Annotated in this window: 24 protein-coding genes; 13 read left to right on the top strand and 11 right to left on the bottom strand. The window is 69.5% G+C overall.

The window, feature by feature from the left end:
- Window positions 1-21: 21 nt before the first annotated feature.
- Window positions 22-921, top strand: a complete 900-nt coding sequence (locus ABT304_RS13460; RefSeq protein WP_350715821.1) for an oxygenase MpaB family protein — start codon at window positions 22-24, stop codon at window positions 919-921.
- Here the strand turns inward: ABT304_RS13460 and ABT304_RS13455 are convergent.
- On the bottom strand, window positions 908-1,225 hold the full coding sequence (locus ABT304_RS13455) for an antibiotic biosynthesis monooxygenase family protein (RefSeq protein ID WP_160026672.1): 318 nt from the start codon (window positions 1,223-1,225) through the stop codon (window positions 908-910). The two genes, ABT304_RS13460 and ABT304_RS13455, sit on opposite strands and share 14 nt — an antisense overlap.
- Before the next feature lie 58 nt (window positions 1,226-1,283).
- Between ABT304_RS13455 and ABT304_RS13450 the strand changes: the two genes are divergently transcribed.
- Window positions 1,284-1,862: a putative antibiotic biosynthesis monooxygenase gene (locus ABT304_RS13450; RefSeq protein ID WP_350715820.1), complete on the top strand. Its 579-nt coding sequence runs from the start codon at window positions 1,284-1,286 to the stop codon at window positions 1,860-1,862.
- Here the strand turns inward: ABT304_RS13450 and ABT304_RS13445 are convergent.
- Window positions 1,859-2,191, bottom strand: coding sequence for an ArsR/SmtB family transcription factor (locus ABT304_RS13445; protein ID WP_350715818.1), 333 nt, complete (start codon window positions 2,189-2,191; stop codon window positions 1,859-1,861). The two genes, ABT304_RS13450 and ABT304_RS13445, sit on opposite strands and share 4 nt — an antisense overlap.
- Before the next feature lie 86 nt (window positions 2,192-2,277).
- Here ABT304_RS13445 and ABT304_RS13440 point away from each other — a divergent pair, with 86 nt between their 5' ends.
- Entirely contained in the window at window positions 2,278-3,486 is a 1,209-nt protein-coding gene (locus tag ABT304_RS13440; protein WP_350715816.1) for an MFS transporter, read from the top strand.
- 5 nt (window positions 3,487-3,491) lie between these two features.
- Here ABT304_RS13440 and ABT304_RS13435 read toward each other — a convergent pair whose 3' ends face one another.
- Together ABT304_RS13435 and ABT304_RS13430 are read right to left on the bottom strand one after the other, a co-directional pair.
- Window positions 3,492-4,091: a nucleoside deaminase gene (locus ABT304_RS13435; protein WP_350715814.1), complete on the bottom strand. Its 600-nt coding sequence runs from the start codon at window positions 4,089-4,091 to the stop codon at window positions 3,492-3,494.
- Window positions 4,091-4,687, bottom strand: coding sequence for an HIT family protein (locus ABT304_RS13430; RefSeq protein WP_350715812.1), 597 nt, complete (start codon window positions 4,685-4,687; stop codon window positions 4,091-4,093). The genes ABT304_RS13435 and ABT304_RS13430 overlap by 1 nt, the downstream gene beginning before the upstream one ends.
- Window positions 4,688-4,819: 132 nt before the next feature.
- Here ABT304_RS13430 and ABT304_RS13425 point away from each other — a divergent pair, with 132 nt between their 5' ends.
- The 3 genes from ABT304_RS13425 (at window position 4,820) to ABT304_RS13415 (ending at window position 8,462) form a co-directional block, all read left to right on the top strand.
- Complete coding sequence (locus ABT304_RS13425) at window positions 4,820-5,728, top strand: phosphoribosylaminoimidazolesuccinocarboxamide synthase (RefSeq protein WP_160026677.1); 909 nt, start codon at window positions 4,820-4,822, stop codon at window positions 5,726-5,728.
- Window positions 5,729-5,822: 94 nt separating this feature from the next.
- The gene (locus ABT304_RS13420; protein ID WP_350715810.1) at window positions 5,823-7,385 is read left to right on the top strand and encodes a long-chain-fatty-acid--CoA ligase; all 1,563 of its coding nucleotides are present in this window, start codon (window positions 5,823-5,825) and stop codon (window positions 7,383-7,385) included.
- A 102-nt stretch (window positions 7,386-7,487) separates the two neighbouring features.
- Window positions 7,488-8,462 (top strand): hypothetical protein, encoded by a 975-nt coding sequence (locus ABT304_RS13415; RefSeq protein ID WP_350715809.1) that lies wholly within the window; start codon window positions 7,488-7,490, stop codon window positions 8,460-8,462.
- Window positions 8,463-8,502: 40 nt separating this feature from the next.
- On the opposite strand, the gene ABT304_RS13410 is transcribed toward ABT304_RS13415, so the two are convergent.
- A complete protein-coding gene (locus tag ABT304_RS13410; RefSeq protein ID WP_350715808.1) occupies window positions 8,503-9,441 on the bottom strand; it encodes an NADP-dependent oxidoreductase in 939 nt (312 codons plus the stop codon).
- Window positions 9,442-9,546: 105 nt separating this feature from the next.
- Between ABT304_RS13410 and ABT304_RS13405 the strand changes: the two genes are divergently transcribed.
- Window positions 9,547-10,101 carry a hypothetical protein gene (locus tag ABT304_RS13405; protein WP_350715806.1) on the top strand — a complete coding sequence of 185 codons (555 nt, stop codon included), beginning with the start codon at window positions 9,547-9,549 and terminating at the stop codon, window positions 10,099-10,101.
- Here ABT304_RS13405 and ABT304_RS13400 read toward each other — a convergent pair.
- The gene (locus tag ABT304_RS13400; protein WP_350715805.1) at window positions 10,081-11,322 is read right to left on the bottom strand and encodes an MFS transporter; all 1,242 of its coding nucleotides are present in this window, start codon (window positions 11,320-11,322) and stop codon (window positions 10,081-10,083) included. The two genes, ABT304_RS13405 and ABT304_RS13400, sit on opposite strands and share 21 nt — an antisense overlap.
- 79 nt (window positions 11,323-11,401) lie before the next feature.
- On the opposite strand from ABT304_RS13400, the gene purS reads away from it, so the two are divergent.
- Both purS and purQ read left to right on the top strand, forming a co-directional pair.
- Entirely contained in the window at window positions 11,402-11,653 is a 252-nt protein-coding gene (gene purS, locus ABT304_RS13395) for a phosphoribosylformylglycinamidine synthase subunit PurS (protein WP_160026681.1), read from the top strand.
- Window positions 11,650-12,318: a phosphoribosylformylglycinamidine synthase subunit PurQ gene (gene purQ, locus ABT304_RS13390; RefSeq protein WP_141801401.1), complete on the top strand. Its 669-nt coding sequence runs from the start codon at window positions 11,650-11,652 to the stop codon at window positions 12,316-12,318. The genes purS and purQ overlap by 4 nt, the downstream gene beginning before the upstream one ends.
- Window positions 12,319-12,443: 125 nt before the next feature.
- On the opposite strand, the gene ABT304_RS13385 is transcribed toward purQ, so the two are convergent.
- Both ABT304_RS13385 and ABT304_RS13380 read right to left on the bottom strand, forming a co-directional pair.
- Window positions 12,444-13,799, bottom strand: a complete 1,356-nt coding sequence (locus ABT304_RS13385; protein WP_350715803.1) for a glycoside hydrolase domain-containing protein — start codon at window positions 13,797-13,799, stop codon at window positions 12,444-12,446.
- A gap of 93 nt (window positions 13,800-13,892) precedes the next feature.
- Window positions 13,893-15,332, bottom strand: a complete 1,440-nt coding sequence (locus tag ABT304_RS13380; RefSeq protein ID WP_350715801.1) for an MFS transporter — start codon at window positions 15,330-15,332, stop codon at window positions 13,893-13,895.
- A gap of 174 nt (window positions 15,333-15,506) precedes the next feature.
- On the opposite strand from ABT304_RS13380, the gene ABT304_RS13375 reads away from it, so the two are divergent.
- Together ABT304_RS13375 and ABT304_RS13370 are read left to right on the top strand one after the other, a co-directional pair.
- Window positions 15,507-16,058, top strand: coding sequence for a TetR/AcrR family transcriptional regulator (locus tag ABT304_RS13375; protein ID WP_350715799.1), 552 nt, complete (start codon window positions 15,507-15,509; stop codon window positions 16,056-16,058).
- Between the two features lie 24 nt (window positions 16,059-16,082).
- Entirely contained in the window at window positions 16,083-16,589 is a 507-nt protein-coding gene (locus ABT304_RS13370) for a YflT domain-containing protein (RefSeq protein ID WP_350715798.1), read from the top strand.
- Between the two features lie 72 nt (window positions 16,590-16,661).
- Here the strand turns inward: ABT304_RS13370 and ABT304_RS13365 are convergent, their stop codons facing one another.
- Together ABT304_RS13365 and ABT304_RS13360 are read right to left on the bottom strand one after the other, a co-directional pair.
- Window positions 16,662-18,014, bottom strand: coding sequence for a glycoside hydrolase domain-containing protein (locus tag ABT304_RS13365; RefSeq protein WP_350715796.1), 1,353 nt, complete (start codon window positions 18,012-18,014; stop codon window positions 16,662-16,664).
- A gap of 61 nt (window positions 18,015-18,075) precedes the next feature.
- Window positions 18,076-19,464, bottom strand: a complete 1,389-nt coding sequence (locus ABT304_RS13360; protein WP_350715794.1) for a sulfatase-like hydrolase/transferase — start codon at window positions 19,462-19,464, stop codon at window positions 18,076-18,078.
- A gap of 182 nt (window positions 19,465-19,646) precedes the next feature.
- Between ABT304_RS13360 and ABT304_RS13355 the strand changes: the two genes are divergently transcribed.
- Both ABT304_RS13355 and purL read left to right on the top strand, forming a co-directional pair.
- On the top strand, window positions 19,647-20,294 hold the full coding sequence (locus ABT304_RS13355; RefSeq protein WP_350715792.1) for a hypothetical protein: 648 nt from the start codon (window positions 19,647-19,649) through the stop codon (window positions 20,292-20,294).
- 41 nt (window positions 20,295-20,335) lie between these two features.
- Window positions 20,336-22,624: a phosphoribosylformylglycinamidine synthase subunit PurL gene (gene purL, locus ABT304_RS13350; protein ID WP_350715791.1), complete on the top strand. Its 2,289-nt coding sequence runs from the start codon at window positions 20,336-20,338 to the stop codon at window positions 22,622-22,624.
- Here the strand turns inward: purL and ABT304_RS13345 are convergent.
- Entirely contained in the window at window positions 22,543-23,271 is a 729-nt protein-coding gene (locus ABT304_RS13345) for a DUF2306 domain-containing protein (protein ID WP_350715789.1), read from the bottom strand. The genes purL and ABT304_RS13345 overlap by 82 nt on opposite strands.
- Between the last annotated feature and the right edge of the window lie 99 nt (window positions 23,272-23,370).

The raw sequence follows: 23,370 nt of genomic DNA, 5'->3' as shown, positions 1-23,370 counted from the left end.
GCGCGGTGTCAGACTGTTGGCGTGCCCGGGTACTTCGCCGCCGACTCGATGGTCGTCCGTGCCATGCGTCAGCGGGTCGTCGGGCTGAGCTGGGGACAGCGGGCGCTGGTGATCGGGGGCCTGCACCCACGGCTCTTCGTGGGCACCGCCCAGCACACGGTGCATCGGGCGACGCCCTACACCCGGCTCGCGCTGACCGCTCGGCTGATGGAGACGGTCTTCCTCGGCACCAAGGAGGAGGCCGACCGGGCGCTCGCCTTCACGGCGAAGCGGCATGTGCCCGTCGAGGGAACGATGGAGGTCCCCGGCGGTCCCGCGCATCCCGAGGGGTCGCCCTACTCGGCCGCCGACCCCGGGCTGATGTGGTGGACGGCGGCGTTCGCGCTCGACTCGGTCGAGTTCATGTACGACGCCCTGGTCCGCCCGCTGGGCCCGGACGAGCGCGAGGAGCTCTTCGACGGGTTCGTGACCTGGGCCGGTCTCTTCGGCATGCCGGCCTCGGCCGCGCCGGCGTCCTATCCCGACTTCCGCCGCCGCTTCGACGCCTGGCTCGCCTCGGACGAGCCGTATCTCGTGGACGAGGCGCGCCTGGTAGGCCGGCACATCGCCGGCACCGCCGGCTACCACCTCCCTGGCGGGCCGCCGACCTCCGAGACGCTCCGGACCGTCGTCCAGGGCAGCCTGCCGGCGCTGGTCCGCGAGCACTACGGCATCCCGTGGTCGGCTGCCGCCGAGAGGAGATGGCAGGCCGTACGCACCGCCAGCCGGCTCGCCCACGGCCGCCTCTCGATCCTCGGGTCCACGCCGTTGCTGCGCGGGCGGAGCGAGCACTTCTACAAGGTCGTCCAGCAGGGTGAGCAGGCGCTGGTGCGCCGAGGTGGCGTCAGCATTCCCGGCGTCTCCGACGTCACGCCGGCTTGACGTCCAGCACGACCTCGAACTCCAGCAGATCGGCGCCGGTGGCGACGGGCTTGCGCGGCGCCTCACCCGGGGGAGTCGCATGCGCGGCGCGGGCATCCCCGTCGCGCCAGGCCGCGAAGGACTCCTCGGAGTCCCAGTGGGTGACGACGAAGTAGCGGTCGTCACCTGCGACCGGGCGCAGCAGTTGGAAGCCGAGGAACCCCGGCGACTTCTCGACCGCACCGGCCCGCGCCGCGAACCGCTTCTCGAGCTCCGCGCCCGCCTCGGCTGGAACCTGGATTGCATTGATCTTCACCACAGACATGCCGCAAACCTATGCGAGGGCTGGGGAGGCGGCGTACGTGCCTGCGACGATGGACGGCATGTCCGAGCCGGTAACCGTGACCATCGCCCGTCGAGTCTCCGTGGAGCGCCGCGACGAGATGGTCGCCTGGATGCAGGCGGGGATCCGGCTGGCCAGCGAGTTCCCCGGCTTCCTGGGAGCGGGCTGGGTGCGGCCGTCACCGGACTCCGACCAGTGGCACCTGCTCTACCGCTTCGACTCCCACGAGACCCTGGGCAGCTGGGACAACAGCCGGCAGCGCGGCTGGTGGCTCGGCGCGGGCGAGCCGTTCGTCGAGGAGACCCGGATCGAGCGGCGCACCGGCATCGAGGGCTGGTTCGACCCGCCGAGCACCTACGACGTCGAGCAGGTCTCCGGGGTCGCGACGGCCCCGCCGCGGTGGAAGCAGACGATCACGATCTTCCTGATGTTCTACCCGGTCAGCCTGCTCGCCAACTGGCTGCTCGGCCCGCTGGTCGCGGAGTGGGCGCTGCCGCTGAAGGTGCTCGGGGTGATGGTCGTGACACTGCCGTTCATGACCTACTTCGGGCTGCCGTGGATCACCCGCAACATGGAGTGGTTCCTGCACGGCCGCCCGGCGCCCTGGCGCCGAGGTTAGGGCTTCGCGCCGCCGTCGTCGGCGGAGAGCACCGCGTCGAGGAGCCCGGGGAACCGGGCATCGAGATCCTCGCGCCGCAGCGAGAGGCGTCGGCCACGGCCGTTGGCCTCGTTGCGGACCACACCTGACGTACGCAGCACCTTCATCAGGTGCGACTTGGTCGACTTCGGCACGTCCGGGTTGCTCAGGTGGCACTCCGCCATGTCGAGCGGTCCGTCGACCAGCTGACGGGCGATCGCCAGGCGCTCGGGGTCGCTGAGCGCGAAGAGGACGGTCGTCAGTGAGATCTCCGACCGCTCAGGATGCGGAAGGTCCGGGGAAGAACTCATGGTTCGATAATAGTTGCACAGTCGACGGAAGGCACGTACTCTCGAACGAAAGGTTCGAAATAATTCGAACGATGGATGGAGTGGTGATGTCGGCAGAGGCAGTGAGCGGTGTGACGACGGACGCCGTCTCGGGGCGGCGGCTCGGGGCCGGGGTGGCTCTCGGGGCGGTCGTGCTGATGATGGCGGGGGCCAGTGCCCCCTCGCCGTTCTACCCCGACCTCCAGGTCGGCCTCGGGCTCCAGCCCTGGGTGATGACGGCGATCTTCGCCGTCTACGCCGTCGCCCTGCTCGGCACGCTGCTGGTGTTCGGCTCGATCTCCGACCACGTCGGGCGACGCCTGGTGGTGACCGTCGGGTTCGTCCTCCTGGCGGCCAGCTTCCTGCTCTTCCGCGGCGCCGATGCCGCCGCCGCCCTCTTCGAGGCGCGGATCCTGCAAGGGGTCGCGAGCGGGCTGCTGCTCTCGACCCTGTCGGCCGCCGTGGCCGACTTCGAGCGGCCGTCGCGGCCCGGGTCCGCCGCGGTGGTCAACGCCGTCGCGCCGATGGCCGGCCTGGCGGTCGGCGCCGTCGTCGCCGGCGTGGCCATGGAGATGGCCGGCGACGCGCGGCTGCTCGTCTTCGACGCCCTCATCCTGCTCTCCCTGCTGCTCGCGGCAGGTGTCTGGCTCGTACCGGAGACCGCGCCCCGCCACGAGGGCCTGGTGGCCTCGCTGCGTCCGCGGATCGCGGTGCCGCCGGCGATCCGGGGCCTGCTCGCCCGCAGCGCCCCGGCGATCTTCGCCGGCTGGGCCACCGGTGGGCTGTTCCTCTCCCTCGGTGCCGCGATCGTGCGCTCCGAGCTGGGCGTGACCAACCACATCCTGCAGGGGCTGGCGATCGGCGCCCTCGCCGGCGCGGGTGGGCTGGCGTCGTACGTCTTCCGGCACCGCTCGGCACGGACGACGACGCTCTACGGCACGGCCGCGCTGGCCACCGGGACCGTGCTCAGCCTGGCCGCACTCCTGGCCGGTTCGGTGACGGCGTACCTCGTCGCGGTGGTCGTCGCGGGCACCGGCTTCGGCACCGCCTTCTTCGGCATCCTGCGCTCGATCATGCCGCTCCTCCCTGCGAATGAGCGGGCGGAGGTCTTCGCGGTGATCTTCATCGTGTCCTACCTGGCCTTCGGCATCCCGGCGGTGGTCGCCGGGCTGCTGACGCCGCAGATCGGTCTCACGACCACGACCTATGTCTACGGCGCCGTCGTCGCGGTGCTCTCCGCCGTGGCCGGTCTGCTGCGCTGGCGCAGCGGCGACTGACCGAGTCAAGGGTGCGCGATCGCGCCGCCGCCCTTCCTCTCCTGGTACGTCGCCGAGAGCTCGTCGTAGGCCCGGGTGATCCGGGCGAGCTGGTCGGGGTCGGCGAGCGGGGCGAGTCCGGTGCTGACGAAGTAGGCGTTGGTGCGGTTGTAGAGATCTCGCCCCGGCGCGACCTCGTCGCGGTCGGGGTCGGGGACGGCGTAGACGCCCTTCAGGATCGCCAGGTCGTAGGGGATCGCGAAGGAGTCGGCCGAGTCCTGGTGGCTGAAGAGATAGGCGAACTCGGGAAACCCTGACCAGGCGATCCCCGACAGGCACAGCGAGCACGGCTCGTGGGTCGCCAGCAGCAGGCAGTCGGCGGGAGCCGGCCGGTCCTCCGCCGGCAGCTCGAAGAAGCGCTTGATGGCATGGATCTCCCCGTGCCACAGCGGGTTCTCGGTCTCGTTGTTGGTCTCGGCGACCACCGTCGAGAGGTCCGCGCGGCGCACGATCGCGGCACCGAAGATCTTGTTGCCCGCGGCCACGCCGGCACGGGTCAGCGGGACGATCTCCTGCTCGATCACGTCCAGCAGGCGGCGTACGTCTGCCTCGTCGGTCAGGTCCATCAGACCAGCGCCTCGCCGCCGTGGGTGGCGAGCTTGCGGGCGACCTCGGCCAGGTCGGCGCGCCAGATCTCCTCGGGGCCGGGCGGGAGGATGTCGTCCCAGTCGGGCGAGAAGCTGCCGCGTACGGAGAGCAGGTCCTTCGTGCGGGCCAGGAACCACATGTGCAGGTGCTCGGCACCGTCGCCGATCCGCATAGCGTGGCAGCGGGCGATGTTCGGCAGGCTCTCCACGATCCTGGCGAGCCGCACGGTGAGGACCCCGAACTCGGCCGCCTGGTGCTCGTCGAGATCGGGCAGGTCGTAGTGCTCGAGCGGCTCGAGGATCAGCACGAGCGGCAGCCCGGACTGCTTCAGGTGCTTCACCCGCCAGCTCTCGTCCTGCCAGATCACGCCCGGCAGGTCGGTGCCGCACAGCGTGCAGTCCACCCCGTCCTCGCCGCTGCGCGGCTCCTCGGGAGCCGGGGGAGCGAGCGGTTTGGGGGCGATCTCGCCGTCGCGTACGACCCACGGGAAGATGTCCCACTCGGTCACGCTCGGTGCGGGCAGGTCGCCGCCGGCCTGGACTCGGGCGTAGATCTGATCAGCTGTCTCGGCCATGGCTCGAACGATGCCACAGCGAGCGGCGGTGTAACACGCTGTTCGTAGCACTATCCGGTCGTTCCGATAGGGCGAGTAGTACTCCGAACGACGTGTTACACCTCGCGCCGCCCCATCTCTTAGGCTGATCCCGTGGCTGAACTCAACATCCCTCCGGCGCCGGCGATCCCGGGCGCGAAGCACCTCCACTCCGGCAAGGTGCGCGACCTCTACGAGCTGGAGGAGGGTCCGTACGCCGGCCAGCTCCTGATGGTCGCCAGCGACCGCATCTCGGCCTTCGACCACGTCTTCGACACGGTCATCCCGGACAAGGGTGAGATCCTCACGAAGCTCTCGCTCTGGTGGTTCGAGCAGTTCGAGGACCTGGTGCCGACCCATGTGCTCTCGACCGACGTCCCGGAGTCGGTGGCCGGTCGGGCGGTGGTCGCTCAGAAGCTCCACATGCTGCCCGTCGAGTGCGTCGCGCGCGGCTACCTGACCGGGTCGGGCCTGCGTGAGTACGAGGCGACGGGCGAGGTCTGCGGCATCCGGCTCCCGGCCGGTCTGGTCGACGGCTCCCGGCTCACCCCGCCGATCTTCACCCCGGCCACCAAGGCCGAGCTCGGCGACCACGACGAGAACGTCACCTACGAGTACGTCTCCAAGCTGATCGGCGAGGACGACGCCGCCGCGGTGCGCCGGCTGACCCTGGCGGTCTACCAGCGCGCCGACGAGATCGCTCGCGGCTGCGGCCTCATCCTGGCCGACACGAAGTTCGAGTTCGGCGTACGCCAGGACGACTTGGGCATCCGCACGATCGTGCTCGCCGACGAGGTGCTCACTCCGGACTCCTCCCGATACTGGGACGCGAGTCAGTGGCATCCCGGGAGCGCGATCCCCAGCTTCGACAAGGACGTCATCCGGCGCTGGCTGCTCTCGCCCGAGTCCGGCTGGGACCGCGCCGCCGGTGGTCCGCCGCCGGAGCTGCCCGAGGAGATCGTCGCGCGCACACGGGCGAAGTACGTCGAGGCGTACGAGAAGCTCACCGGTCACCGATTCTGAGACACGTGTCGCACTAAAAAACGCGGACCGTGTTTCTTGGGGGGCTACTTGCGGGTAGGTTGTGACGCGTAACACGCACACCACTGGAGGCCATGTGTCCACGTACAACCTCGCTTCGCTGCTCGAAGACTCCGCGGCGAACTATCCCGAGCGCACCGCGATCGTGCTGGGAGACATCCGTCTGAACTACGCCCAGATCAACGGTGCCGCCAACCAGGTCGCGAACCTGCTGGCGAGCAAGGGCATCGGCGCGGGCGACCGGGTCGCTCTGATGAGCCCGAACCTGCCCTACTTCACGATGGTCTACTTCGGCATCCTCAAGGCCGGCGCAACCGTCGTGCCGCTCAACGTGCTGCTCAAGGGACGCGAGGTGGCCTACCACCTCAAGGACTCCGACGCGAAGGCCCTCTTCGCCTTCGAGGGCACGCCGGAGCTCGCCATCGGCGCCGAGGCGCACGCCGGCGCGCAGGAGGCCGGGGTCGAGAACTTCTTCGTGATCACCGTCGACCCCGCCGCCGCGTCGCCGATCGAGGGCGTGACCACGCTCGGCCAGGGCATCGGGACCCAGCCGCCGACCTTCGACACCGTGGCCACCGACGAGGACGACACCGCTGTCATCCTCTACACCTCCGGCACCACCGGGCAGCCCAAGGGCGCCGAGCTGCGTCACCGCAACATGCGCGACAACGCGCTGGCCGGCGCCGACCTCTTCGGCGCCTCGGCCGAGCGGCCCGACACCTACCTCGCGGTGCTGCCCCTCTTCCACGCCTTCGGTCAGACCGTGGTGCAGAACGGCGCGATCGCCTTCGGTGGCACCGTCGTGCTGCTGCCCCGCTTCGACGCCGCTGCCGCGCTCGCGACGATGCTCAAGGAGAGCGTCACGTTCTTCGCCGGCGTACCGACGATGTACTGGGGCCTGCTCGGTGCCCTCTCCGAGGACATCGACGTGGACACGCTCGCCAAGAACCTGCGCGTCGCCGCCGCCGGTGGTTCGGCCCTCCCGGTCGAGATCCACAAGGAGTTCGAGAAGCGCTTCGGTGTCACCATCCTCGAGGGCTACGGCCTCTCCGAGACCTCGCCGGTGGCGTCGTTCTCGCTCTACGGCCAGCCGGTGCGCCCGGGCTCGATCGGCGTCCCGATCCCCGGTGTCGAGATGCGCCTGATCGACCCGGCGTCGTGGGACGACATCGAGTGGACCCCCGACGCGATCGGCGAGATCGCGATCAAGGGCCACAACATCTTCAAGGGTTACTACAACCGTCCTGAGGCGACCGCCGAGGTGCTCACCGAGGATGGCTGGTTCCGCTCCGGCGACCTCGCCAAGCGCGACGAGGACGGGTGGTACTACATCGTCGACCGTGCCAAGGAGCTCATCATCCGCGGCGGCTTCAACGTCTACCCGCGTGAGATCGAAGAGGTCCTGCTGACCCACCCGGCGGTCTCGCTGGCCGCCGTGATCGGCGTCCCGCACGACTCCCACGGTGAGGAGATCAAGGCGGTCCTCGTGCTCAAGCCCGGCGCCTCCGCGACCTCCGAGGAGATCGTCGCGTGGAGCAAGGAGCAGATGGCGGCCTACAAGTACCCGCGCATCGTCGAGATCGTCGACGCCCTGCCGATGACCGCCACCGGCAAGATCCTCAAGCGCGAGCTCAAGTAGGACATTCCGTACGCCGGCGGCAGCCGTAGCTCGAAGATCGCAGTCACCCGGTGGCTGCGATCTTCGAGTTTACGTGGGCCTGATCTGGGGTAGAACGGTTTCGTGGAGCACTCGGGGGACGCGAAGCAGCCGTTCGACCATGACGGCATGGTGCGACTGCGTGACGAGATCCAGGGCGGTGTCGTCTCGCGGCGACAGCTGCGTGACCTGCACGCACAGGACCACGACATCCGTCGCCTCGTACGAAACCGTGAGCTCACCGCGATCCATCCGGGGGTCTACGTCGGTCACACCGGTATTCCGACCTGGGGTCAGCGTGCGTGGGCGGCGGTGCTGGCGTGCTGGCCGGCGGCACTGAGCGGGAGGTCGGCGCTGCCGAAGCCGCCGGAGCGTGCGCCGATCGAGGTCATGATCCCGATGAGCCGGACGATCAGCGCGCCGGCGGGCGTGATCGTTCGCCGTCGCGCACGATTCGACGGATACGTCGACTGGTCCGCGTACCCGCCCCGGCAGCTCCTCGCGGAAGCAGCGATCGACGCGGCCTCGGAGGCGGGTGGTGTCAACGAGGCGTTCGCGCTGCTCGCCGACCTCGTCCAGGCCAAGGCCGTACGGGCCGCGGCACTGGTCGAAGCGTTGCGCCGTCGCCCTCGGATGCGCGACCGGCGCCTCCTCGGTGAACTGCTCGAGGATCTCAACGACGGCGCGTGCTCGGTGCTCGAGCGCGAGTACCTCCGCCGCGTCGAGCGCGCCCATGGTCTGCCCGCAGGCGAGCGACAGGTCGCCGACTCGATCGCGGGAGCCACCGTCGAGCGGGACGTCATCTATGCGGCGTACGGCTTGGTGGTGGAGCTCGACGGCCGCGCATTCCATGGCAGCGCTGCCGCCCGGGATGCCGACCATGCTCGCGACCTGGAGGCCACCGTCGTCCGTAACCTTCGGACCGTTCGGCTGACCTATGGCCAGGTGCTCGGCGACCCGTGCCGGACGGCTGCTCGCATCAGTGAGCTGCTCAGGCGTGGTGGCTGGTCAGGCGAGGTGGCGCCCTGCTCGGCGTGCCCGGCGGACTCTGCCCCATAAGGTCGAAGATCGCAGTCACCCGGTGGCTGCGATCTTCGAGTCAGGCCGGGATGAGGAGGATTCTCCCGCGCACTCCGCCGCGCTCGAGGTCGCGGTGCGCGTCAGCCGCGCCCTCGAGTGGGCGTCGGCCCGCCACGACCGGTTGCAGGTGGCCTGCGTCCACCTGCCGGGTGAGGCGTCTCAGATCGTCGGTTGACGGGTTGTTGCTGAATGCCACGATCCGTCTGGACCCGTACCTCCCGCCGAGGATCGTCGCGAGCGTCCGGAGTGGCTTGCGCGCAGCGAGGGCCAAAGCCACGAGAGTGCCGCCGGCCCGCAATCGGCGCCGCAACGTCGGAAGCTCGGTTCCGACGAGGTCGATGATCCTGTCGAACCGAGCCAGGTCCCGAATTCTCGTCGTCCGGTAGTCCACCGTTTCGTCCGCACCCAAGGTGCGGAGCCAGTCGGCATCGCGCGCGCTCGCAAGAGTTGTGATGTGGGCGCCCTGCGCGCTGGCAAGCTGCAGGACGACGTTGCCGACACCTCCCGCGGCGCCGCGGACCAGGAGTGCCGCACCTGGCTGCAGGCCCTCGAGCGCGCGAAGGGCGGTCGTGCCCGCCGCCGGCAGCGCTGCGGCATCGACGAGGTCGATGCTCGACGGCGCTCGCGTCAACCGCTCGACCGGCACGATCAACTGCTCGGCGGCAGCCCCGAACGTGCCGTGGGGCATGACTCCCCAGACGTGGTCACCGACCGTGACGTGGTCCACGCCGGCACCGATCTGCGCGACCGTACCGGAGAAGTCGACCCCGGTCCCCGAAGGAAGCGGTCGGCGCATGACGAGGCGATAACGCCCGGCGCGGATGGCCGGTTCTCCACCAACGACCCCTGCCGCTGCCACGTCGACAAGGACCTGCCCCGGGGCCGGGTCGATGACGGGGACATCGTCGACGACGAGCACGTCAGGCCCGCCGTAGCTATGAAATCGGACGGTACGCATGGTGTTGCCTTTCGAGGCGATAGGCACCGGGAAGGATCCCGCTGCGGGAGTGGTTGCATCCGGAGAACGGGAGACCCTTCGGCGACGACTCCCGATAGGAGCGAAGTGAGCCAGTACGGGCGCGAGCCAGGTCAGATCAGGCGCGTCGACGCGCGCCGCAACCGGGCCGTCGTCATCGAGGAGGCCCGCCGACTCGCGCTGCTGGGCGAGCGAGTGACCATCCCTCGTGTCGCCACAGGAGTCGGGCTCGGTGCGGCGACGGTGAAACGTCACCTGGGCGACCGGCGACAGATGGAACAGGCCGTGGCCGACCGCAGCGCCGCGTTGCTGTGGACGGAGATCGTCAGGGCCGAACGGATCCAGGATCCGCTGGATCGACTGGGGACCATCCTGCGGATCCTCGCCAATGCCCAGGCCGATGCCCGTTGCGTCCCCACCGGCGAGCAGGTCGAGGTGGCCACACGATGGCGTGCCCGCGTGCTCGCCGTTGCCGAGAAGGCCTTCCTGCAGGCTTCGGGCGCCGGTCTTCTGCGGCCCGACGCCCGCCCGATCGAGCTGACGACTCACTACGAGATCGTGCAGGCTCTGGTCGCCGGGGGAGGATCGCGGCTGCTCGCACAGCAAGCGGTGACTCAGCTGTTACGGGCGCTCAAGCGCTAGTTCACCGGTCCGGAAGGTGAGCATCGGACGGGAGGTGGCGCCGACCGCGGCCAGGGCGAGCAGGCAGGTGATGCCGCCGCTGACCAGGGCGAACGTGCCCGAGGTGAGCTGGGCGACGGCGCCGCCGCGAAGGTTGCCGACCTCCGGTCCGCCGGCGCCGACGATCATCTCGACCGCGGCGGTCCGGCCGCGCAGGTCCTCGGGTACGGCGAGCTGGATCAGCGTCCCGCGGGTGACGACGCTGACCGAGTCGGCGGCGCCGGCGACCGCGAGCAGGGCGAGGCACATCCATGGTGAGGTGACCAGCCCGACGGCGCCGAGGCTGGCGCCCCATACGGCGGCGGCGCCGATCGTGATCAGTCCCGGCCGGCTGCGTCTGGTGAACGAACCCGAGAAGAGGGAGGCCACCACGCCGCCGACGGCGATCGCGGTCAGGAACAGCCCGAGGGTGCGTGGGTCTCCGCCGAACCGGGCCTCGTTGACCAGTGGGAACAGGCTGACCGGCATGGCCAGGATGGTGGCCGCCAGGTCGACGAGGAGCACGCCGCGTACGACCGGCTGGGTGGCCGCGAAGCGCAGGCCTTCGAGGATGCCGCCGCCGGTCGTCCTCGTCGCCGGCGCGAGGGCGGGGAGGCCGATGACACCGAGGAACCCGGCGGCGAAGGAGGCCGCGTCGACGGCGTACGCGATCTCGAGGCCGGCGTAGCCGATGATCAGCCCGCCCAGCGCCGGGCCGAGGAGCATCGAGCCCTGGAAGCTCAGCCGGTTGAGGGCCAGCCCGGCGGCGACCTGGTCGGTGGCGAGCAGCCGCGGGATCACGCCCATGCCCGCTGGAGCGGCGACCGAGCCCGCTGCGGCCATGAGCGCGACCAGCACCAGGACGAGCCAGAGCGAGGACGGGGAGGTGCCCAGCCAGAGGGCCTGCGCCATCAGCAGCAGGGCCAGCACGAGCTGGGTGAGGTTGGTGGCCAGCAGGATCGAGCGCCGGTCCGCGCGGTCGGCCACCGCGCCGCCCCAGAGCCCGATCGTGAGCATCGGGAGGAGCTGGGCGAGCGCGACGCTGCCGGACCAGAACGGGCTGTGGGTCGCCTCCCAGACCTGGTACATCACCGCGACCACCGAGATCTGCCCACCGAGCCCCGACACCGCCCGCCCGATGAAGAAACGGCGGAAAGCAGGAGACGTACGCAACGGGGTGATGTCGATCAGCAGCTGGCGCACGAGGAGCGAGCGTAAAGACCGGACCGGGCGGGTGCCAACGGTTTAGGTGAGCGGCGTATGGCCCACCTAGACTGCAGCCATGCCTCGCGTTGTCGTCGACGTCATGCCCAAGCCCGAGATTCTCGACCCGCAGGGGAAAGCCGTACTCGGCGCCCTGCCGCGGCTCGGGTTCACCGGGGTCACCGAGGTCCGTCAGGGCAAGCGGTTCGAGCTGGAGATCCCCGAGGTCACCGACGACGCGCTGGCCCAGATCGAGAAGCTGGCCGAGACCTTCCTGGCCAACACGGTGATCGAGAACTACGTCGTACGCGTGGAAGAGACCGCGAAGTGAAGATCGGGGTCATCACCTTCCCGGGCACGCTCGACGACGTCGACGCGCAGCGCGCCGTCCGTGTCGGCGGCAACGAGGCCGTTGCGCTGTGGCACGGCGACCACGACCTGCAGGGTGTCGACGCGGTGATCCTGCCGGGCGGCTTCTCCTACGGCGACTACCTGCGCTGCGGTGCCATCTCCCGCTTCGCGCCGATCATGACCGAGGTCATCGAGGGCGCTCAGAAGGGCCTTCCGGTGCTCGGCATCTGCAACGGCTTCCAGATGCTCGTCGAGTCCCACCTGCTCCCCGGCGGCCTGCTGCGCAACGACCACCTCAAGTTCATCTGCCGCGACCAGAAGCTGCGCATCGAGAACACCTCGACCGCCTGGACCTCCGCCTTTACCCAGGACCAGGAGATCGTGGTCCCGCTGAAGAACGGTGAGGGGCAGTACGTCGCCGACGCCGACACCATCAAGCGGCTCGAGGACGAGGGTCGCGTCGTTGCGCGCTACCTCGACGTGAACCCCAACGGCTCGGTCAACGACATCGCCGGCATCACCAACGAGGCCGGCAACGTCGTCGGCCTGATGCCCCACCCCGAGCACGCCGTGGAGACCCTCACCGGCTCCGGCACCGACGGGCTCGGCTTCTTCACCTCGCTGGCTGAGAAGGCCTTCGCCTGAGGCGGTTCCTTCGGGAAGGTATGCAGGTCAGGTCACACATCCCTCGCGGAATTCCGCGAGGGATGTGTGCTTTCGGCTGCATACCCTTCGACAGGCTCAGGACACCGCCTTGACGGAGGAACACCTCAGCGCGCCCGCGACAGGTCGTACCAGGTGACGGCCGTGGCCATGCCGTTGGGCGTGCGCCCGAGGCGTCGCTGATAGGCGACCAGGCCGACGTGGGTGGTCCAGTCGAGGACCCCGGTGACCTTGACCCGCTCCTCGGTGCGGGTGGTGGAGTTGAGCGCGCGCTGGAGGTCGCGGACCTGGTCGCCGGCGGAGCCGCGCTTCAGGATCGGGTGGCGGTTGGCGGCCCACAGCGTCTTCCAGGCGCCTCGGGTCCACAGGTCTCGAACCGCCAGGCCGTGGCTGCGCTGCCAGTTGTGAACAGCGGCGCGCAGCGCGGAGCCGTAGTAGCCGCTCATCACGCCGTCGAAGGTGCCGCGGGTACTGAGCATGCACTTGAGCGCCTTCACGTACGCCGCGGGAGGCGTGTAGGTCGACGTCGCCGGGCGGAGATCGGGGTAGTAGTCGAAATCGACGCGTACGCCACCGCACCGGACCACCGGCGGGGCGTAGGAGCCGCGGCCGACGTCGAGATAGTCGGAGTCGATGTTGATCGTGACGCCGCCGTGGGTCTCGTCGTGGCCGCCGCGGTACTGCTTGACGCGGTCGTGGTCGCTCCACACCGAGTCCGGGATGTACGTCGTCGAGGTGTTCGCCTTGCCGTCCCAGTCGGCGATCCACAGATCCGAGGGGAAGGTGAACCCGCTCGGCTGGGCGCGCCAGACGTCGTAGATCGCCTTGATCCCCGATGAGGCGCTGGAGTACATCGCCGAGCGGTAGCCGAGCACCTTGATCCGGTAGCTCCACGCGGAGATGAACCACATCGCCGACTCGCGGCAGACGCGGTTGGCGATGTCGAAGGCCTCGAGGTCGTAGAACATCGTGCTGCCGGCCGCGATCCCGTAGCCCTTGGCGGCGGTGACTGCGGCGTTGGCCTCGTTGATCGCCTGACGCCTCGCCGCCGCGTACCCGTCGGCCGGGTCAGGGTTGATCTTCGGATCGTCGCCGTAGCGGGGATAGCGCGGGTTGCACGATGCTTGCGGGCCGAGCGTGATCGGCAGGAGCCGCCAGCCGCGGGCCTGCTGGTTGCGCACCCAGGTCGCCGAGAGGTAGGTCTGGGTGCGGCAGGCACGCGACTTGCCTGCGATGTAGATGCCCACGCCGGTGAAGTTCGAGTCCGCCCACCAGCGGTCCATCGCGGTCTGCGACGGAGCCTGGCACTGGTCGAAGCCGAAGCCGGTGAAGTTGCCCGGAGTGACCGGGTTTGCGGCTGTCGCGGGACCGGCCGAAGCCAGCCCCGCGACAGCCATGATGCCTGCGGTGACGCCGACGACGAGGATTCGCCGGGCGTGCCGAAACGTTGTGATACCCCCCATGGTGTCTGGATATCAGAGTGTCGTCTCGGATGGCAGAGGTCCTTGGACTCGCGTCGAGAGTCCAAGGACCTCCGGTTGTCGTGCGTGACGACCTCAGTCGATCTCGGCCACTGCTCGTCCGACGTACGAACGGGCTGTCCGGGGGCGCCGGAGCACCACGCTCAGCGAGGCGATGATGCCGAGCGCGCCCAAGGCGGCCGCGGCATAGAAGGCCTCGCGCATCCCCGGCACGACCTCGCCGGGGGTGCCGTTGGCGACGTAGACCGAGGCGATCACGGCCAGTCCGATCGAGCCGCCGAGCTGCTGCATCGTCTGCACCAGGCCCGAGGCCGAGCCTGCGTGGGCGGCGTCGACACCCTCCAGGCCGAGAGCCGTGGTGGAGGTGAAGACGAGGGAGGCGAACGCGCCGTTGAGGAGGAACGGAGCCAGCACGGCGCCGGCGTACGTGCTCGTCTCCGTCAGCGTGCTCAGCCACACGAACGACAGGGTGAGACCGGTGGCGCCCAGGACCAGCACCCGAGACATCCCGATCCGGGCCGCGATGCGAGGCGCCACCCGGGACACCGCGAAGATCATCAGCGTCAGTGGCAGGAATGCCAGCCCGGAGGCGAGCGGCCCCATGCCGAGCACGCCCTGCAGGTAGATCACGGTCAGGTAGAACGTCGCGAACTGAGCCCCGACCAGCCCGACCGCGGCGATGAACGCGGCGACGCGGCGGTGGCTGTTGAAGAGGTGGAGCTGCAGCAGCGGGTGGGCGACCCGGCGCTCGGTGAGCACGAGGGCGACCAGCAGGAGCAGGCCGACCGCGATTCCGCCGAGGGTGCGCGCGGAGGTCCAGCCGTGCTCCGGGGCGCCGATCAGCGACCAGACGATCGCGGCCGCGCCGCCGGTCGCGGTCACGGCGCCGACGATGTCGAAGCGCCCCGGTCGCGGGGCGGTCTCGGCGACGAGACGGCCGACGAGGGCGAGCACGACGAGCCCGATCGGTACGTTGATGAACAGCGTCCAGCGCCACGAAGCGATGTCGGTCAGGATGCCGCCGAGGATGAGTCCGATCGAGGCGCCGCTGGAGGAGACCGCGGAGAAGAGCGCGATCGCCCGGGCCCGGCCGCCCTCGTCCTTCGCGGACGTGGTCAGCAGGGCGAGCACCTGGGGTGCGGCGATCGCGGCGCCGAAGCCCTGCAGCGCGCGGGAGATCACCAGCAGGTCGTCGGTCGGCGCGAGTCCGCCGGCCAGGGAGAAGAGGGTGAAGACGGAGAGGCCGGCCACGAACACGCGCCGCCTGCCGAAGACGTCGCCGAGGCGACCGCCGAGCAGGAGCAGCCCGCCGAAGGCGAGCGTGTATCCGTTGAGCACCCAGGTGAGTGCGGCCGGAGTGAATTCGAGGTCGTCGGCGATCCGGGGGAGCGCGACGTTCACGACCGCCGCGTCGAGGACGATCATCAGCTGGGCGACCAGGACCAGGGCGATCCCGGCGCCGGCAGCGGCCTTGGTGGCCGCAGGTGGCTTGGGTGGTGCCACGGTGGATGTCATGCGAGAGCTCCTGTTGGAGACGGAAAAGGAGTACAGTAAAGCGGAGGAAGTCTCCGCTTGATGAAGACACTACCGGAGAGTGTCTCCGGTTAGCAATGCATTTAGATGCTGTGGCGGAGGCTGCTGTTAACCTGAGGCGCCCGCAGCGAGGCGGGAGCGACTGAGGAGGTCCGGATGAGAGCCGACGCGCAGCGCAACCGCGAGCGGCTGATCGAGGTCGCCCACGCGGTGTTCAAGGAGCGCGGTCTCGACGCACCTCTCGACGAGGTGGCCCGGCGTGCGGGTGTCGGTCCCGGCACCCTCTACCGCCACTTCCCGACCCGCGAGGCGCTCCACGAGGCGATCATGGCCACCTGGATCGAGGAGGTCGCCGCCCACGTCGAGAAGGCGATGGCGACCGAGGGCGGGTGCCGGGAGAAGCTCCTCGCCTGGTTCGAGGAGTACGTCTCGCTGCTGACCCGCCACCAGGGCGCCGCCGCCAAGATCACCGCCTCCCTGGGCTGCCAGGACTCCCCGCTGCGCACCAAGTGCCAGACCTACGCCGACGCCAACGAGAGCGTCCTGAGGGAGATGGCCGAGCACGGCGTGCTCCGCGAGGGTGTCGACAACCTCGACGTGTGCCGCCTCCTCGGTGGCGTCGCGACCATGGCCGACCACTCCTCGCTCGAGGCCAAGGACGTACGTCCCATGCTCGATGTCATCGCGAACGGCGTCCTCAAGAACTGACCTCGCCTGGGGCACACTGGGCGTATGTCCTTCACCTCGCCGGTCAGCGGCCCGCGGAGCCCGCTGAAGCTGGAGTTTCCCCAGTCGCTCGCGACCTATGACGACTACGCCGCCGCGCAGAAGACGGTCGACTTCCTCTCCGACAAGGAGTTCCCGGTCGAGAACTGCATGATCGTCGGCACCGAGCTGAAGCAGATCGAGCGGATCACCGGCCGGCTCACCTGGAGCAAGGTCGCCCTCGCCGGCGTCCTCTCCGGCGCCTGGCTCGGTGTCTTCGTCGGCCTGATCATGTCGCTCTTCGGCAACGAGAACTTCCTCTTCATCCTGCTCTCGACCGTGCTACTCGGTGTCGTGTTCGGCCTCATCTGGTCGATGATCGGCTATGCCGCCACCCGCGGCACCCGCGACTTCTCGAGCGTCAAGGTCATCGTGCCGACCAAGTACGAGGTCCTCGTCGAGCACAAGGTCGCCGCCCGTGCCCGCGAGCTCCTGGCCGACCTCCCCGGCGCCCTCCCCAACCCCTTCTCCTGACCGCCGACTCGGCGCAACAGTCCCGCGTGGAACCGCCGACTCGGCGGTCGTGGTTGAGACAGTTGCGCCGGGTCAGCGGCCGTGGGCCAGGTCGTACCAGGTGACCTCGGTGGCCATGCCGTTCGCGGTGCGGCCGAGACGCTTCTGGTAGGCGACGAGGGCGACCTGGGTGTTCCAGTCCAGGACGCCGGTGATCTTCGGACGCTCGGGCGCGGAGGTGGCACTGAGGGCGCGCTGGAGGTCGCGGACGCTCTCGCCGGCGGAGCCGCGCTTGAGGAGCGGGCGGCTGTTGGCGGCCCACAGCGTCTTCCAAGCGCCCTGCGTCCAGGTCTTCCGCACCGTCAGGCCGTGCGAGCGCTGCCAGGCGTTGATCGAGCTCACCAGCCCTCGGTCGTACGTCCCGTCGATGGCGCCACCGAAGTTCCCGCGCTCGCGGAGCATGCACTCGAGCGCCTTGGTGTAGATCGGTGAGGGAGTGTAGGAGCTGGTGCGCGGCCTCAGGGCGGGATAGCTGGTGAAGCTGACCGGCACGCCGCCGCAATGGGTCACCGGCCGTGCGTAGGAGCCCCGGCCGAGGTCGACGAAGTTGGAGTCGATCTCGATGGTGGTGCCGCCGTGGGTCTCCTTGTGCGGGCCGCGGTACTGCTTGACGCGCTTGTGCGGGTTCCAGGGGGTGTCCGGGATGTAGCGGGTCGAGGTGCCGGCGCGGCCGTCCCAGTCGGCGATCCACAGGTCCGCGGGGTAGACGAAGCCGCGCGGCTGGGCGTGCCAGACGGCGTACATCGCCTTGATGCCGGAAGACGCGCTCGAGTACATGCCCGGTCGGTAGCCGAGCGCCTTGATCCGGTGGCTCCAGGCCGAGACGAACCACATCGCCGACTCACGGCAGCGCTTGTTGCCGATGTCGAAGCCCTCGAGGTCGTAGAACATCGTGCTCCCGGCGGCGATGCCGTAGCGCTTGGCGGCGTCCACGGTCGCGTTGGCCTGGTTGATGCCCTGGCGCTTCGCCGTGGCGTACTGGTTGGTCGAGTTGGCGCTGATCCGCGGGTCGTCGCGGTAGCGCGGGAAGTGCGGGTTGCAGGATGCCTGCGGACCGAGTGTGATCGGGAGCAGCCGCCAACCCCGCGCCAGCTGGGTGCGCACCCAGGTCGAGCTGAGGTTGGTCTGGTTGCGGCAGCCGCGCGAGTTGCCGGCGATGTAGATGCCGACCGCGCCGAAGTTCGAGTGCCTCCACCAGCGGTCCATCGCAGTCTGCGAAGGCGCCTGGCACTGGTCGAAGCCATAGCCGGTGAAGTTGCCCGGCGTGACCCGGTTCGCGGCGGCCGCGGGGCTGGGCATTGCCAGCCCCGCGACGCCGACGACGCCCGAGATCAAGCCGGCGCCGAGCGCCCGTCTGACGTACTTGAACCTGGTGAAGTCCCCCATATTTCGTCACGGTAGTCACAACCGTCACTCAGTTACCAGTGGACTCGCCAGGCGTACGTCCTTAGTACGCCAGCAGGGTCTCGTCGATCTTCTCCCAGGCCGCACGGAGCTCCGCCAGATCCTCGGGCCGCTTCCGGGCCAGGTCGGCCTGCTCGCGTACGTCCTCGCTCAGGTCGTAGAGGTGGTCGGTGCCGTCGAGCTGCAGGTACTTCAGCGAGCCGCGGCGCAGCGCCCGCTGACCGCGCATGCGCCAGAAGAGGTCCTGGGTCTCGCGCGGGCGGCCGCCGAAGAGGAGGGGCACCAGGCTGGTGCCGTCCAGCGGATACTCCGGCGACGGCGTGGCGCCGGCGAGCTCCAGGAAGGTCGCGGTCCAGTCGGTCGTGACCGCGGGCTCGTCGCTCACCTGGCGACCAGGCAGGGTGCCGAGCCAGCTGAGGATGGTGGGCACCCGGATGCCGCCCTCGTTGAGGCCCGACTTCGCTCCGGTGAACGGCCACACGTTGGAGAACCGCTCGCCGCCGTTGTCGCTGGCGAAGAAGACGACGGTGTCGCGGAGCTGGCCGGTGCGCTCGAGCGCACGGATGACCTGGCCGATCGACTGGTCGAGGTCCTCGACCATGGTCTTGTACGTCGCCAGCGAGCCGCCGTCGTGGTGGAAGAGCACGCCCTTCTCGCCGTCCTCGAGCCGGGCGGTCAGCTCATCGCTCACCGCCTTGTCCTCAGGGCCCTCCCAGGGCCAGTGCGGCGTGGTGAAGTTGAGGTTGAGGAGCCAGGGGGCGTCGTGGTCGCGCTCGATGAAGCTGACGGCCTTCTCGGTGACGATCTCGGTGTAGTAGCGAAGGTCCTCGACCTCCACCTCGTCCTCGTAGAGGTCGTGGTCGCCGTTGTGGTTGACCTTCGAGAAGTAGTCGAGGCCGCCGGAGAAGTTGCCGAAGAACTCGTCCCAGCCGACCCTGGTCGGGCTGTACCAGGGCAGGTAGCCGCAGTGCCACTTGCCGAACAGCGCGGTCCGGTAGCCCTGGTCCTTGAGCAGCGAGGCCAGCGTCGGGTGGTCGAGCGGGATGCCGTGCAGCTCGTTGGGCGAGCTGATCGGCTCCGGCAGGCCGCCGGCGAGGCGACCGGGGTAGCGCCCGGTGTAGAGGCCGAAGCGGGTGGGCGAGCAGACCGAGGAGGCGGAGTACGCATCGGTGAACCGCACGCCCGAGGCGGCGAGCCGGTCCAGGTGGGGAGTCTTGATGTCCGGGGAGCCGTAGGCGGACAGATCGGCCCAGCCGAGGTCGTCGCCCAGGATGACCAGGAGGTTGGGCTTGCGCTTGGGCCGGTTGACCTTGCGGGCCTTGAACGGAGTCTCGGCGGCTGCGTTGGCGGGGGTGGCGAGGCCGGTGGCGGCGACCGCGCCGGCCCCGGTGACGAGCAGGCTGCGTCGGCTGAACGTGCTGGGGGAGGACACCGAATGGCCTTTCTTTAGTGAATAACTACGAATAGAAGACTAGAGGTTGGTCCAGCCGGTGGGCAGAGGTCTCGGTCGGCGGACGCGACGGGACGTTGGTCCCGGTATATATGGGCCCTAACCAAACCCGCCTGGCGGCGTTACCTTGGTAAAGGAATGGATCGCCAAGGGGGTGGGGGCCTGTGCGGCAGCGACGACGCGATCGGGTGACGCCGGTCCTCTTCGCGATCACGGTCATGCTCGCGCTGACGGTCGCCGGGATCATCCATGTCGCGCACGGCGGCGAGGTGATCGGGCCGTTCGCGGTCGCCGACCAGGTCAGCTCGACGACCAAGCAGGTCAACACGCCCTACGTCTGCTGGGACGGCAACGGCTCCGGTTCCCTGACCCGGTGCCCGGACCCGCGCGGCGCGGATGGCATGAAGTGGGTCTTCCCTGGCTACGAGGACGCTGCCCGGAGCGCCGAGTGCGCCCCCGGTGAGACCGAGGCGCGTGACCTCTTCGTGGAGTGCTCGATGTCCTGGCGCGGCTCCCAGGTCTACCTCCACTACGCCTACTGGGGCGATTGGCGGACCGGTCAGAGGAAGTACGCCGCCACCGGCTCGACGCCGAGAATCGAGCAGCGCCTCGACGGCGCGATGTCGCTCTCCTGGCGCCCGCGCCGGTTGCCCACCCCGCACGGCGAGGCCTCCTGGGTCACCGCCGAGATGGTGGAGGGTCACGGCTGGAGCGTCGCCGCCTACGCCGGGGACGGCGAGGTGGCTCGGCAGGCGCTCCACGAGTTCGGTCAGATCCGCGACCTGCGGGAGTGGCGCGGGCTGCCCCGCTGACGACTAAGGGGATTGGGCACTTCTGACGTAGATTTCTGCCCGTGACCGAGACTTCGTCCGCTGCCGTTGCGTCCGATCTTCCGCTCCTGGACACCGTGCACCACGCTGCCGGTGACCCCGACCGAGAGCAGCCCTGGGCCGAGCTCGGCCTGAAGGAGGACGAGTACGCCGAGATCAGGCGCATCCTCGGCCGCCGGCCGACCGGCGCGGAGCTGGCGATGTACTCGGTGATGTGGTCGGAGCACTGCTCCTACAAGTCCTCCAAGGTGCACCTGAAGCAGTTCAGCGAGATCCCCCAGGAGACCCCGGCCGGCAAGATGCTCGCCGGCATCGGTGAGAACGCGGGCGTGCTCGACGTCGGCCAGGGCTACGCGGTCACCTTCAAGGTCGAGTCCCACAACCACCCCTCCTACGTCGAGCCCCACCAGGGCGCCGCGACCGGTGTCGGCGGCATCGTCCGCGACATCCTCGCGATGGGCGCGCGCCCGGTCGCCGTGATGGACCCGCTCCGCTTCGGACCGCTCTCCGAGGAGGACACCCACCGGGTGCTGCCCGGGATCGTGTCCGGCATCGGCCACTACGGCAACTGCCTCGGTCTGCCCAACATCGGTGGTGAGGCGGTCTTCGACGCCTCCTACCTCGGCAACCCGCTGGTCAACGCGCTCTGCGTCGGCGTACTGCGTCACGAGGACCTCCACCTCGCCAAGGCGTCCGGCGCCGGCAACCTGGTGATCATGTACGGCGCGCGCACCGGTGGTGACGGCATCGGCGGCGCCTCGATCCTCGCGAGTGTCGAGTTCGACGAGGACGGTCCGGCCAAGCGCCCGAGCGTTCAGGTCGGCGACCCGTTCATGGAGAAGCTGCTGATCGAGTGCACCCTGGAGCTCTTCTCCGCCGGCATCGTCCGCGGCATCCAGGACTTCGGTGCGGCCGGCATCTCGTGTGCCACCTCCGAGCTCGCCGCCGCCGGTGACGGCGGCATGCACGTGCACCTCGAGCGGGTGCCGCTGCGCGACTCGACGCTCGCTCCGGAGGAGATCCTGATGAGCGAGTCCCAGGAGCGGATGATGGCGGTCATCGCGCCCGAGGACGAGGCGACCTTCATGGACATCTGCGCCAAGTGGGACGTCGAGGCGGCCGTGATCGGCACCGTGACCGGCGAGGGCCGGCTGCGTGTCGACTGGCACGGCGAGACCATCGTCGACGTCGACCCGACCACCGTGGCCCACGACGGCCCGGTCTACGAGCGCCCCTACGCCCGCCCGCCGTGGCAGGACGCGCTGCAGGCCGACGTGGCCGAGAAGCTCCCGCGTGCGGCCTCGGCCGACGAGCTCCGCTCGACCGTCCTCCAGCTGGTCGCCTCGGAGAACCTGTGCGACAAGTCCTGGATCACCGAGCAGTACGACCGCTATGTGCGCGGCAACACTGTCCTGTCCCAGCCGGCCGACGGCGGCATGATCCGCGTCGACGAGTCGACCAACCTCGGTGTCGCGCTCGCCACCGACGCCAACGGCCGCTTCGCCAAGCTGGACCCGTACGCCGGTGCCCAGCTCGCGCTGTCCGAGTCCTACCGCAACGTGGCCTCCGTCGGCGCCAAGCCGCTGGCCATCTCCGATTGCCTCAACTTCGGCTCCCCGGAGGACCCCGACGTGATGTGGCAGTTCGCCGAGGCCACCCGCGGCCTGAAGGACGCCTGCCTCGAGCTCGGCATCCCGGTCACCGGCGGCAACGTCTCCCTCTACAACCAGACCGGCGAGACCGCCATCCACCCCACGCCGGTGGTCGCGACGCTCGGTGTGATCGAGGACGTCACCACGCGTACGCCTTCGGACTTCCAGGCGGCCGACGAGGTCGTCGTCCTGCTCGGCGAGACCCACGAGGAGCTCTCCGGCTCGGAGTGGGCCCACGTCGTGCACGGCCACCTCGGCGGGCTGCCGCCCAAGGTGAACCTGGCGGCCGAGAAGGCGCTGGCCGAGCTGCTGCTGGAGGCGCGGTTCGTGACCTCCGCCCACGACCTCTCCGACGGTGGCCTGATGCAGGCGCTGGCCGAGCCCGCGATGTCGTCGGGGATCGGCGTCTCGGTCACGCTCGCCGGCGACCCGTTCGTCGCGCTCTTCTCGGAGTCGGTCGCCCGCGCGGTCGTCACCGTGAAGGCGTCCGACGTCGAGCGGCTCACCTCGCTGGCCGAGCGCCACGGGGTCGCGGCGACCAAGCTCGGTGTGACCGGCGGTTCGACCTACGAGGTCGCCTATGACGGCGGCAGCGTCGAGATCCCGCTCGAGGAGCTCACCGGTGTCTGGCGCTCGACCCTGCGCGACGCGCTGGCCTGATCGGTGCGTCGCCGCCGCGGCTTGCGGTGAATGAGCCACTCGGCGATCAGCAGATTCACGACCCAGCTGACCCACGCTGAGGCCGCGGCCGCGCTGGCGAGCGTGGCGTCCTCGGTGCCGAGCTCGGCGTTGGTCATGATGTCGGGCACGAAGATCAACAGCAGGGCCATGCCCCAGAAACGGTTGGCGATGATCGAGAACGCCATCGCATAGCTGCGGTACATCCACTCGCGGTGGTCCTTGAAGCGACGCTGTCGCGCGGCCCGGTAGCCCTGCACGGTGAACAGCAGGAACAGCACGGCCAAGAAGGTGTTGCCGACCTGCTGGGACGGTCCGGCGGCGGGGAACTGGCTGGTGACCAGCGCCCCCACGCCGGTGGGGATCGCGGTGGCGACGTAGGTGCGCCCGGTCCAGCGGTGCACCGTCGGATGGTTGGTGCGCAGCCACGGCCACAGCTGGAGTACGCCGCAGCAGAGCATCACCGAGCCGAAGAAGATGTGTGTCACCAGCGCCGGGTAGAAGACCGGCCCGCGGTCGGTCTCCACGAGCGACTGCGACGGATCCAGCCCGACGTACCGCGGCAGCGCCGTCACCAGGAAGATCACCGTCGCGGCGGCCAGCGGGAAGACCCACCACTGGCGTGCCATAGGTCGTTGCGAAGTGCTCATGAGCCGTCCGATCTAATAGCGTACGCAATTAACAGTTTATAGAGTACGCAGAAGCGGGAGGCGGTCAACCCGTTTCTG

It is taken from the genome of Nocardioides sp. NPDC000445 (assembly GCF_040300245.1).
In the GTDB taxonomy this organism is placed as follows: Bacteria; Actinomycetota; Actinomycetes; order Propionibacteriales; family Nocardioidaceae; genus Nocardioides.
The sequence above is the reverse complement of the archived record's forward strand: the minus strand, read 5'-3'. Positions and strand labels throughout refer to the sequence as shown.